At 41.8% G+C, this 11,478-nt stretch carries 12 protein-coding genes; 8 read left to right on the forward strand and 4 right to left on the reverse strand.

Going from position 1 to position 11,478, the window contains the following annotated elements; genetic code table 11:
• The 4 genes from VB654_RS19025 to argH form a co-directional block, all read left to right on the forward strand.
• The coding region (locus VB654_RS19025; RefSeq protein ID WP_323215372.1) for an ABC transporter substrate-binding protein at positions 1 to 1,311 on the forward strand (1,311 nt) is incomplete at its 5' end.
• A 49-nt stretch (positions 1,312 to 1,360) separates the two neighbouring features.
• Complete coding sequence (gene larB, locus VB654_RS19030) at positions 1,361 to 2,134, forward strand: nickel pincer cofactor biosynthesis protein LarB (RefSeq protein ID WP_323215373.1); 774 nt, start codon at positions 1,361 to 1,363, stop codon at positions 2,132 to 2,134.
• A 127-nt stretch (positions 2,135 to 2,261) separates the two neighbouring features.
• Positions 2,262 to 2,468 carry a hypothetical protein gene (locus VB654_RS19035; protein ID WP_323215374.1) on the forward strand — a complete coding sequence of 69 codons (207 nt, stop codon included), beginning with the start codon at positions 2,262 to 2,264 and terminating at the stop codon, positions 2,466 to 2,468.
• Positions 2,469 to 2,665: 197 nt separating this feature from the next.
• Positions 2,666 to 4,051, forward strand: coding sequence for an argininosuccinate lyase (argH, locus tag VB654_RS19040; RefSeq protein ID WP_323215375.1), 1,386 nt, complete (start codon positions 2,666 to 2,668; stop codon positions 4,049 to 4,051).
• A 256-nt stretch (positions 4,052 to 4,307) separates the two neighbouring features.
• Here the strand turns inward: argH and VB654_RS19045 are convergent, their stop codons facing one another.
• Positions 4,308 to 4,472 (reverse strand): hypothetical protein, encoded by a 165-nt coding sequence (locus VB654_RS19045; RefSeq protein ID WP_167407613.1) that lies wholly within the window; start codon positions 4,470 to 4,472, stop codon positions 4,308 to 4,310.
• Positions 4,473 to 5,344: 872 nt separating this feature from the next.
• Here VB654_RS19045 and VB654_RS19050 point away from each other — a divergent pair.
• Together VB654_RS19050 and VB654_RS19055 are read left to right on the forward strand one after the other, a co-directional pair.
• Positions 5,345 to 5,836, forward strand: coding sequence for an NUDIX hydrolase (locus VB654_RS19050; RefSeq protein ID WP_323215376.1), 492 nt, complete (start codon positions 5,345 to 5,347; stop codon positions 5,834 to 5,836).
• Between the two features lie 36 nt (positions 5,837 to 5,872).
• A complete protein-coding gene (locus VB654_RS19055; RefSeq protein WP_323215377.1) occupies positions 5,873 to 6,685 on the forward strand; it encodes an alpha/beta hydrolase in 813 nt (270 codons plus the stop codon).
• Between the two features lie 327 nt (positions 6,686 to 7,012).
• On the opposite strand, the gene groL is transcribed toward VB654_RS19055, so the two are convergent.
• Together groL and groES are read right to left on the reverse strand one after the other, a co-directional pair.
• A complete protein-coding gene (groL, locus tag VB654_RS19060) occupies positions 7,013 to 8,650 on the reverse strand; it encodes a chaperonin GroEL (protein ID WP_323215378.1) in 1,638 nt (545 codons plus the stop codon).
• Positions 8,651 to 8,764: 114 nt separating this feature from the next.
• On the reverse strand, positions 8,765 to 9,076 hold the full coding sequence (gene groES / locus VB654_RS19065) for a co-chaperone GroES (RefSeq protein WP_006194609.1): 312 nt from the start codon (positions 9,074 to 9,076) through the stop codon (positions 8,765 to 8,767).
• A gap of 261 nt (positions 9,077 to 9,337) precedes the next feature.
• On the opposite strand from groES, the gene VB654_RS19070 reads away from it, so the two are divergent.
• Together VB654_RS19070 and VB654_RS19075 are read left to right on the forward strand one after the other, a co-directional pair.
• Positions 9,338 to 9,556 (forward strand): hypothetical protein, encoded by a 219-nt coding sequence (locus VB654_RS19070; protein ID WP_323215379.1) that lies wholly within the window; start codon positions 9,338 to 9,340, stop codon positions 9,554 to 9,556.
• A 580-nt stretch (positions 9,557 to 10,136) separates the two neighbouring features.
• On the forward strand, positions 10,137 to 10,814 hold the full coding sequence (locus VB654_RS19075; protein WP_239731969.1) for a response regulator transcription factor: 678 nt from the start codon (positions 10,137 to 10,139) through the stop codon (positions 10,812 to 10,814).
• Between the two features lie 434 nt (positions 10,815 to 11,248).
• Here the strand turns inward: VB654_RS19075 and VB654_RS19080 are convergent.
• On the reverse strand, positions 11,249 to 11,478 hold a 230-nt coding region (locus VB654_RS19080), incomplete at its 5' end, for a type II toxin-antitoxin system VapC family toxin (protein WP_416235697.1).

An 11,478-nucleotide genomic window follows, 5' to 3' on the forward strand; every position in this document is an offset into this window, starting at 1 on the left:
ATCGATGATCGGCGGGTCAAATTCACAACACCAGAACCATTTGCACCATTTTTAGGAACTTTAGGAGTACCAATTTTACCTGCCCATATCCTCAAAGAATCTATCCAGACAAAAGACCAAGAAGGTAAACCAATATTTCTCAGCAAGTGGGGCGTTGATACTCCCGTTGATGAAATTATCGTCAATGGCCCTTACAAGTTAGAGCGTTATGACACAAATCAACGTGTGATTTTCCAGCGTAACCCCTACTATTGGCGTAAAGGTCCACAAGGAGAATCTCAACCCTATATTGAACGGGTTGTATGGTCAATTGTGGAATCTACAGATACTTCATTATTACAATTTCGTTCTGGTAGTTTAGATTCTATAGCCGTCACACCAGATTACTTTTCCTTGTTAAAAAAGCAAGAAAAACAGGGTAATTTCGCAATCTACAATGGCGGACCCTCTACTGGAACATCATTTGTTGTATTTAATCTCAATAAAGGTAGCAGAGACGGTAAACCGCTAGTAGATCCGATAAAATCACGTTGGTTCAATACAGTGGAATTTCGGCAGGCTGTAGCTTATGCTATTGACCGCCAAACCATGATTAATAATACTTTTCGTGGCTTGGGTCAAACTCAAGATTCACCAATTACCATCCAAAGTCCCTTTTATCTTTCGGCTGAAGAAGGACTGAAAACCTACGACTATAATCCAGCAAAAGCCAAGGAATTACTCAAAAAATCTGGATTTAAATATAATTCCCAAGAGCAACTATTAGATGCTGAAGGTAACAGGGTTCGCTTCACTTTATTGACGAATGCCGGAAACCGAATCCGGGAAGCAATGGGGGCGCAAATTAGACAAGATTTAGGCAAAATCGGGATGCAAGTCGATTTTACTCCGTTGGCATGGAATACTTACATAGATAAACTAAGTAATACTCTTGATTGGGATGCTTCATTATTAGGCTTGACTGGTGGTTTAGAACCGAATAATGGCGCTCACGTCTGGGCCCCTGAAGGTGGATTACATATGTTTAATCAAAAACCCCAAGCCGGACAAAAGCCCATCGAAGGCTGGGAAGTTGCGCCGTGGGAGGACAGAATTGGTAAACTTTATATTCAAGCTGCAAGGGAATTAGACGAAGCCAAGCGCAAAGAAATTTATGCTGAAACTCAGAGGATTACCCAGGAAAATTTACCGTTTATTTACTTGGTGAATCCTTACTCTTTGTCAGCAGTACGTAATAAATTTGAAGGTATTCAATACTCCGTTTTAGGAGGCGCATTCTGGAACATTTATGAAATTAAAGTTACTCAGTAGGTAAATTAGATTTAACGTATTATTTTTCATCCCCTAACCTAAAATTACTGTGACTCAACCTGAAACTTTGCGATCGCTCCTCCAAGCAGTTGCCAATGGTAAAGTTACCCCAGATATGGCATTAGATGCACTCAAAGATTTAGCCTATGAACCTGTGGGTGAATTTGCCAAAATTGACCACCACCGCGAACTCAGAACTGGTTTTCCGGAAGTCATTTGGGGGCCAGGTAAAACTCCTCAACAGATTGCTCAAATTATGGGAGTAATGCGCCGGCGTAATGCGGTGGTCATGGCAACCCGCATTGAACCAGCAGTTTATACAGCACTGCAAGCAAAGATTATAGATTTGCAGTATTACGAATTGGCGCGAATTTGTGCGATTACTCCCCCTATCATCGAACCTAAAATTGAGGGGTTAATTGGTATTCTCTCTGCCGGCACTGCTGATTTAGCTGTAGCTGAAGAGGCGGCTGTCACAGCAGAACTTTCTGGCTTTCGTGTCCAGCGTCTTTGGGATGTGGGTGTGGCAGGGATTCACCGTTTGCTAAGTAATCGCCATTTAATTGAATCAGCTTCAGTTCTCATTGTTGTGGCAGGGATGGAAGGTGCTTTGCCTAGCGTTGTCGCAGGTTTGGCAGATTGTCCGGTGATTGCTGTTCCTACCAGTATTGGTTATGGTGCGAGTTTTGGTGGATTATCGCCTTTATTGACAATGCTCAACTCCTGTGCTGCTGGTATAGGTGTAGTCAATATAGATAATGGCTTTGGTGCTGCTGTGCTGGCGGGGCAAATCCTGCGAACGGCTGAGAAATTACGGTTATGATTTGCGACATCTTGAGTTGATACAGACAAGTTATCGTAAGATTTCAATGGGTAGTCAGTGTTTATTGGGTAAAAACCGAAAACTTATTACTAAAGATTACCTTTCATCACCTATAAATTACCAAGCTATGAACAACTTCAGCGGTGTAATATCTCAATTAGTTTGGCAACTGCCAGTAAATATGACGCTACTAGCGCAAAAAATTAACGATCCAGACGTTGTAGGTCAAATGCAAAGAACTTGGAACAATTTTGTAGAATCTGGTCAAGTGTGGGCGTTATTGATTGGTCTAGTTATTGGCTATATGCTTCGGAGTCTGACAAGTTACGGTTAAGGACTGCAAGGCGAAAATCAAAAGTCAAAAGCCTGATTCTATAAGCTTTTCATTGATTTAAATTGATCTGTTTATTTACGCCGACTTGTATTAGGGACTAGGAACTGGGGACTGGGGAAGGAAATAAATGATAAATTTCTATTGTGTCTTTCTGAATAGACATCTCCACTCTCCACTTCCTAATTTCCTAATCATCTATGACCAAAGAACAAACGTGGAGTCAACGATTTGAATCAGCATTGCATCCTGCGATCGCTCGTTTTAATGCCAGTATAGGTTTTGATATTGAATTAATTGAATATGACCTGACTGGTTCTCAAGCTCATACCAAAATGTTGGCTCACACAGGTATTATTTCCCCAGATGAGGGGGAAAAACTGGTGGCAGGTTTAGAACAAATTCGCCAAGAATATCGCCAAGGCAAATTTCAGCCGGGAATTGATGCAGAAGATGTGCATTTTGCTGTGGAACGGCGATTAACGGAAATTGTGGGTGATGTGGGTAAAAAGCTGCATACCGCGCGATCGCGTAATGACCAAGTTGGTACTGACACCAGACTCTATCTGCGCGACCAAATCACAGCTATCCGTAGCCAATTGCGCGAATTTCAAGGTGTATTGCTAGATATAGCCGAACAGCACGTTGAAACTTTAATTCCTGGCTATACTCACCTACAACGCGCCCAACCCCTAAGTTTAGCCCATCACCTCTTGGCATATTTCCAAATGGCACAACGGGACTGGGAACGCCTGGAGGATGTTAGCCGCCGAGTGAATATTTCGCCACTAGGGTGTGGTGCATTGGCAGGAACAACTTTCCCCATTGACAGACATTATACAGCCGAACTCTTGCAATTTGAGAGTGTTTATGCTAATAGCTTGGATGGAGTAAGCGATCGCGATTTTGCCATCGAATTTCTCTGTGCTGCGAGCTTAATCATGGTTCACCTCAGCCGTCTTTCCGAGGAAATCATTCTCTGGTCATCTGAAGAATTTCGTTTTATCATCCTCAAAGATAGCTGCGCCACTGGTTCCAGCATTATGCCCCAAAAGAAAAACCCCGACGTACCAGAATTAGTACGGGGAAAAACTGGGCGGGTATTTGGTCATCTCCAAGCCATGCTGGTAATGATGAAAGGCCTACCTCTGGCATATAATAAAGACCTGCAAGAAGATAAAGAAGGTTTATTTGACAGCGTTAACACCATTAAAGCTTCTCTAGAAGCAATGACAATCTTGTTGCGAGAAGGCTTAGAATTTCGTACCCAACGTTTAGCCGCAGCCGTAGCTGAAGATTTTTCCAATGCCACCGATGTAGCAGATTATCTAGCAGCAAAGGGTGTTCCCTTCCGGGAAGCTTATAATCTCGTGGGAAAAGTCGTCAAAACCAGTATTGCCGCAGGTAAATTGTTAAAAGACTTAACCTTAGAAGAATGGCAACAATTACATCCAGCATTTGCTACAGATATCTATGAAGCGATATCGCCCCGTCAAGTTGTAGCAGCACGTAACAGTTATGGGGGTACAGGTTTTTCACAGGTGAATCAGGCAATTGCTACAGCCCGCATTCAAATTGGTGAATAGGAAATAAGCTTCGCCGTGAGCGTCGCCGAAAGGGAGTCCACTGTGTACACACCGAAAAATCTTACCCTCATTGGCTTGAACCTCATAGTGGCGTGGCCAGCTTCACATAGGACAAAAATTCGTAGGTTGGGCTGACATAAGGAAACTCAACATCATTAGTAGCGTTACCCATACCAATGAACAAATCAGGGCGTACATATTATATGTACGCCCTGAAAAATTTTAAATTTAAGTGATAAGGATTTCAACAGGCGGCTTATTCAGTATCAGCTGCTGCTGCGCCTTCTTCTTCCTCACTCTTCGGAGGTCTTTGTTGGAACCTTCTCTGCATTCTTCCTGTAGTAGTTCGTTTACGAAACTTTCTGGCATACGCCTGGTTCCGTAGCGCCTTTTCTTTTTTCGGGTTACGGCGCTTGGCCATGTTCACCTCATTTAATAAACAACAAAAAAGTGCAACTAGGCATTACATAAGCAATATTAGCTACTTATGCTATTGATATACTTTTGGCCTAGCTTAGTCATCCACATACTTTTAACAGTATACTAGTCTATCGTATACAATTTATTTATGTCAATACCATTCAGATTTGTTTATCTATAGGAATCCGGTTTGGTTTCTGTAGCTGGAGTGGTGCAGCCATATTTACTCGTAGAGGTAGGGAACAGGGAAGAAGGAAGAAGGAATCAAGGTATAGGTCGTTTTGTATGGCTTACCCCACGCAAACTATCAAAATTCAAATAGGAGTCCTATAGTACAGCATGGCGTAAATATGGATACCCTTTCAAAAGATTCAAAAGCCCAACGTAAAAGCTTTTTGACTTTTGACTTCACGGCGGTACTAGATTCTTATATATTGTTTTAGAGGCATATAATACAAACCTAGTATTGTGTCTTTTCAGAAAAGTTGCACCAAATTAAACATTAAATTCAAGACTTTTGAATTGATCAATCACATTAATGGAAAACATTAAAAATAAAAACAAAAAATAAGCTACCATGTTTGATATGCTATAAAGAAATGTCAGATTAACTGTTACTTTTAATTAGAATCATAGTATTTTTCATCTAAAGTAGGTAAATCATCCATAAAATACTCATGTATAAATAAACACTAAATTCTGTTTTTTGGCAACAAATGGGAAGATTGATATACAATACGAAGTCGTGAGAATAAAATTCTCAACTACAAACATATTTGTTTGTGTTACACAAAAGTTAACCATATAATCATGGATTTTATGTAAATTGTCGGAAATTAGAGAACACAACACATATACATAACTTAGGTTTGAATGTTCTTGCTTTTTTTTGCAACAGTTGTTCAGTCCACACGTAACTTATGGCGTATAGGACAAACGGTACTTGGCATAATCTTCCGTCATCCCATTACTGGCGCTAGTATAATTCCGATATTACCAGATGGTCGAATTGTGCTGATTAAGCGGCGTGATGATGGCTGCTGGGCATTACCTGGAGGCATGGTGGATTGGGGAGAGGATATTCCTAAAACAGTCAACCGAGAATTGATAGAAGAAACAGGACTGGAGTTGATAAAAATTACCCGTTTGGTAGGGGTTTACTCATCACCTGACAGAGATCCCCGCATTCATTCAATTTGTGTTGTGGTAGAAGCGGAAGTTGAAGGAAAAATGGAGATTCAAGATACTTTAGAAGTTACGGAAATTCACGCTTTTACGGCTGATTCTTTACCTCTAGGAAAAATGTCTCATGACCATACTCGACAGTTACAAGACTATTTGAATGGTTTGACAACACTGGCATAAAGCTATTTTTGCCTATTGATTTAACATTAAATTAAAATGGATACCCTATTTCATAACTCCCGGAGAAAACTTTCTCAAGGGCTATTATTCTGGCGAGAGGCTGGTGAAGGTACGCCTGTAATTTTTTTGCATGGGGCTTGGAACGATAGCAGTCAATGGGTATCAGTGATTAATTCACTATCTCAAAATTTTCATTGCCTTTCACCAGATTTATTAGGATTTGGTGAGTCAGAAAATCCTCATGTTCATCACTCAATTGATTTTCATGTGGAATGTATTGCTGAATTTTTACAAGCCGTGAGATTAGAAAAAGTTTATTTAGTAGGCTATTCTATTGGCGCTTGGATTGCCGCTAGCTATGCTTTAAAGTATCCAGACCAAGTTTGTGCTTTAGTATTACTAGCGCCAGAAGGTGTAGGTATAGAAGGACAAGAAAAAAATTCGCGGAAAATGCGAAAATTAGTGAGTCGTCCCCCAATATTTTCGCAATCATTAAAATGGTTTCGACCTTTGAATAAAATTTTGGGTTTGAAAGAAAAGTTGGAAAAAGATTTTAATTTGCGTCAAAAATTGTTGGCATATCCTAATTCATTTCAGTTATTATTTCAAAGGCGGCAATCGGAAATTGAAGCGGAATTTCTGCATAAAAGATTGCACTTGATGGAAGTTCCAGTTTTGATTTTACAAGGTGGTCAAGATTTACTAGATGCAGTAGTTAAAACTCAGACCTACACTCAGCTGCTTCCTAAAGTCGAGTTGCAAATAATTGCTCATGCTGGTAATGATTTACCCAGTTCTTGTCCTGGGATTGTAGCTAGAGATATTCAAAACTTTATCAACGCTAATTAAAGTTTAGGAATGCGGATTTAATAAAATACACTAACCTCACCCCCAGCCCCTTTTCTGATTAAGTCCGCGTACACACCGGCTATTGGCTTCTCAACTTGATGAAGCCATATTCTTCCTGTTGTATGACACGTGTACACACAAGTCCTGCTTGTCTGCGTTTGAGCCTGTTTTGCCCCCTAAATCTCCCAAATTTGGGGGACTTTGAAAATTCTTGTTCCCCCATAATTGGAGGTGAGGGAACGATTCGATCACTTGTATGACACAAAAAAACAGCCACCCCCATCAGGAAGCAGCTATTTTTCAATTTATTTATGTGACTACAGAATATTAGTAATCGAAGTCACCGCCACCCATACCACCGCCGGCAGCAGGAGCAGCATCTTTAGGCTCAGGCTTGTCAACGATAATACATTCGGTTGTCAACACCATACCAGCGATAGAAGCAGCGTTTTGCAGAGCAGAACGAGTTACCTTAGCAGGGTCAACAATACCAGCACCTAACAAATCAACGAATTCGTTGGTTGCAGCATTGTAGCCGACGTTGAATTCTTTCTCTTTCACACGTTCAGCAATTACAGCACCATTTTGGCCGGCGTTTTCAGCAATCCGCTTCAGAGGCGCGGGTAAAGCACGAACGACAATCAAAGCACCAATCAACTCTTCATCTTTGAGATTAGCTTTTGCCCAATCTTCTAATTGAGGAGCAAGGTGAGCTAGAGTTGTACCACCGCCGGGAACAATCCCTTCTTCAACAGCAGCTTTGGTGGCGTTGATCGCGTCTTCTAGGCGTAGTTTCTTATCTTTCATTTCGGTTTCAGTGGCTGCACCCACTTTCACCACAGCTACACCACCAGAGAGTTTAGCAAGACGTTCTTGCAGCTTCTCTTTGTCGTAAGAAGATTCGGTTTCATCCATCTGACGACGGATTTGTTCGCAACGAGCCTTCACAGGGGCTTCGTTACCTTCAGCAACAATTGTTGTTGTGTCCTTGGTAATGGTGACACGGCGAGCTTTACCGAGGCTTTCCAGCTTGGTATTTTCTAGCTTCAGACCTGCATCTTCGGTGACTAATGTACCACCAGTCAGAACCGCAATATCTTCTAGCATCGCTTTACGGCGATCGCCAAAACCAGGAGCTTTTACAGCCGCAACATTCAGTACACCACGCAAGCGGTTAACTACCAAAGTCGCTAAAGCTTCTTTTTCAATATCTTCGGCGATAATCACCAAAGGACGACCAGAGCGAGCTACTTGCTCTAAAACTGGTACAAGGTCTTGTACTAAAGCAATCTTCTTGTCAGTGATTAGCAGGTAAGGCTCATCAAAGACCGTTTCCATGCGTTCAGCATCGGTAGCGAAATAAGGAGAGATATAGCCTTTCTCAAAGCGCATCCCTTCGGTTATTTCTAGCTCGGTGGTCATAGATTTCCCTTCTTCTAGGGAAATTACGCCTTCCTTGCCTACTTTGTCCATTGCTTGGGCAATCATCTGACCCACTTCTTCGTCGTTACCAGCTGAAATCGCAGCAACTTGGGCAATGGATTTAGAATCTTCTACTGGACGAGCGTGTTCAGCAATTTTCTCTACCAAGAAGGCGGAAGCTTTATCAATACCGCGCTTCAAAGAAATTGCATTAGCGCCTGCCGCAACGTTGCGTAAGCCTTCCTTAACCATCGCGTGAGCCAAAACGGTGGCAGTTGTAGTACCATCACCGGCAGCGTCATTGGTCTTGGAAGCAGCTTGACGAATCAAAGCTACGCCAGTATTTTCGATATGGTCTTCTAGTTCGATTTCTTTGGCGATGGTGACACCGTCATTGACGATTTGGGGCGCGCCAAATTTCTTTTCTAGGACTACGTTACGACCTTTGGGGCCAAGGGTAACAGCTACGGCTTCAGCCAAGATGTCAATGCCTCGTTCCAGGGCGCGACGGGCGTTTTCGTTGTAAATAATGCGTTTTGCCATATTTGTCTCAATTCAGGGAGTAAGTCAATTTGATTTGGAATTAGGCTTTGGGTGTTGGGTGTTGGGCGTTGGGCATTTTTTTCCCACTTCCTACTCCCTACTCCCCATTCCCCATTACATAACGACTGCTAAGATGTCTTTTTCTGAAAGCAGTACGTATTCTTCTGTGCCTAGCTTGATGTCGGTGCCAGCGTACTTGGAGTACAACACTTTATCGCCGGTTTTAATGTCTAATTCTTGACGGCTACCGTCATCGTTACGCTTGCCAGGGCCAAGAGCGACTACTTCGCCTACTTGGGGTTTTTCCTGGGCATTATCGGGTAAAAACAGTCCACCTGCGGTCTTTTCTTCGGGGGCGCTCACTTTTACGAAAACGCGATCGCCTAGGGGTTTAACTGTGGAAACGCTTAAAGTTACAGCTGCCATAAATATTTATTTTCTTTTCTCTTCTCTTAGAGTTAGCACTCTCAACTCCTGAGTGCTAATCTACCTAAAACCAGCATAAGATGGCAACGAGGACTTGAGTACGGGTTCCCGCACTAGGCGATCGCTTAATTACTTAAGTATAAATACTCAAATATTTTTATCTATCAGGTTTTGCTCGGTAAGTTACGAATATTTTTATATCGCTAAATTTATTTGCAAAGCCGGGAAATTGTTATAGAACTGTAATCAGGGTGCTGCTCGATGAGTAACATTACAGTGATCCAGTGCTGCCGTCAAATCCCCAAAGCCACTCAATCCTTGAATGACAAAGCCTTAAGTAATTGTGTAGAAACTTTAGGAATGGCGGAAATTCAGCGACAAATTTTGATCTGTGCTGACGAGACAGTTGCTAACTTCTGTGCAAAACGAGTTAGTCTGGAATCTTGGGAATACCAAAAAAATGGCGAATTCAATAGTTAAAACTTGATCAGCCCCAAGACAGTCTCCCATTTGCATCGTTAGGACTAAAGCCAATTGCTTGCGAGTTTGTGGTTCTAGACCGATAATGGTGTTCTATCCAGATGGTGCCTGGTATTGCCCAGCAAAACCAGAAGTTATTGAGCCAATCATCCAGAACACTTGATAGGCATCATGATGGTGGAAGAATATGCATTTTTAACCCATCTTTTGCCGAAAATTCCCCTACTTGCTGATAAACCTTTGATAAAGGCTGAACATCCGCAGGATATGATAAAGCAGTAAGCATCTGAAAGCGCGGGTTGTTTTGAAGTTAGGGTCATCTTGAGCCAATACGTACCTCATGAATCGGAAAGATGATATTTAATCAGTGTTTTTTCACCCGCCCCTTTCAAAGCGATATATAATAGCGCATTATAAATACTATTGCTCTACGTATCCTTACCGGATTTTACCAATGAGCTGGAAATCTTAGATCAAGTGTTCACCACTTTTGAAATTTCCAGAAAGCAAAGGCAAGTTAAGTAGGATAAAGGACAACATCTCAATGATCCACCATAAAGGATAACCATTCAAGACCTTGATGGACCGAAGCGCGACAAGTGCCACTGCTATGAAAGAACCCAGCATGAAAGATCATAAAAGACTGCTACTGATTGATGATGACCCTAACCTCATCTTGCTGGTGAAGGATTACCTGGAATTCAGAGGCTATGAAGTCAACACTGCCGAAAATGGACGAGAAGCTCTGGATATTCTTGAACAAGATATTCCAGATATGATCATCTGTGACGTAATGATGCCGGAAATGGACGGATACACTTTTGTGGAACAAGTCCGACAAAATGAACGCACCGGCTGGATTCCCGTACTTTTCCTCTCAGCAAAAGGACAAAGTGCAGACCGAGTTAAAGGTCTGAATAAAGGGGCTGACGTATATATGGTTAAGCCCTTTGAACCAGAAGAACTCGTAGCACAAGTAGAATCTTCACTCAAGCAAACTACTCGTTGGAAAGAACACCAAGCCAAAGGAGGTGAAAACGGTTCCCGTATTCAGGTTCCCTTTGATGTCCAGTTAACCCCCACAGAACTGAAAGTAGTACAGTTTGTAGCTAGGGGTTTAGCTAACCGGGAAATTGCTGAAGAATTAAACGTTAGTCAGCGCACAGTTGAAAGCCATGTGTCCAATATGTTGGGTAAAACCAACCTCCACAACCGCACCGAACTAGCGCGTTGGGCGATTGAAAATCAAATGGCTTAAACCCTGGGCTAATTTGGTGAAGTTCAGAGTTTTGAGTTAGAACACAGTAGCCCAAAACTCAAGCTGGTTATGGCATTTTGACTTCAGGTTGAAAGCTGATAGATTATGAATTGTGAAGCTAAATTTGGATTTTTTTAATTCAAACTTCATAATTCATAATTCATCATACAGTTCTTAACTGCGATGTTCCAACCCGGATATCACCTAAAATTATCACTACATCACCCCACGCACATCTCCCATCTGGGCAACCACAAATAACCGTAGCAAATAACAGTAGTGGCGTTACAAGCCTAAAATAGTGCATTAGAAGTAGGTTGGGTTAAGCGCAGCGCAACCCAACGCGACCAATGATGTTGGGTTTCCTAACGTCAACCCAATCTACAATTTTTTGCAATATTTTAAGCTTGTCACGCCACTACTGGACTATTTCTTTATTCAGATTTCAACAAACGAATAAAGCCAGCTTGCTCAAAATGATGGTCTGTAGTTAATGCCTGTTGAATACCAAACTGTTGCATAACTATAAAAGAGGTACTATCTACCAAAGACCAAGTTTTATCTTCTCTTGTTTTCACAAGCTTCCAAGCTGCTGTGTCTATTGCTGCATCAATATGAATTAAGTTGATATAAGGAGCATTTCTCACAGCATCGACATATTTAA

Source organism: Nodularia sp. UHCC 0506, assembly GCF_034931045.1.
In the GTDB taxonomy this organism is placed as follows: Bacteria; Cyanobacteriota; Cyanobacteriia; order Cyanobacteriales; family Nostocaceae; genus Nodularia.

Coding starts and splice junctions, on each gene's coding strand:
- VB654_RS19035 (WP_323215374.1), top strand. CDS start 2,262: ATGAACAACTTCAGCGGTGTAATATCTCAATTAGTTTGGCAACTGCCA.
- argH (WP_323215375.1), top strand. CDS start 2,666: ATGACCAAAGAACAAACGTGGAGTCAACGATTTGAATCAGCATTGCAT.
- VB654_RS19045 (WP_167407613.1), bottom strand. CDS start 4,472: ATGGCCAAGCGCCGTAACCCGAAAAAAGAAAAGGCGCTACGGAACCAG.
- VB654_RS19050 (WP_323215376.1), top strand. CDS start 5,345: ATGTTCTTGCTTTTTTTTGCAACAGTTGTTCAGTCCACACGTAACTTA.
- VB654_RS19055 (WP_323215377.1), top strand. CDS start 5,873: ATGGATACCCTATTTCATAACTCCCGGAGAAAACTTTCTCAAGGGCTA.
- groL (WP_323215378.1), bottom strand. CDS start 8,650: ATGGCAAAACGCATTATTTACAACGAAAACGCCCGTCGCGCCCTGGAA.
- groES (WP_006194609.1), bottom strand. CDS start 9,076: ATGGCAGCTGTAACTTTAAGCGTTTCCACAGTTAAACCCCTAGGCGAT.
- VB654_RS19070 (WP_323215379.1), top strand. CDS start 9,338: ATGAGTAACATTACAGTGATCCAGTGCTGCCGTCAAATCCCCAAAGCC.
- VB654_RS19075 (WP_239731969.1), top strand. CDS start 10,137: ATGGACCGAAGCGCGACAAGTGCCACTGCTATGAAAGAACCCAGCATG.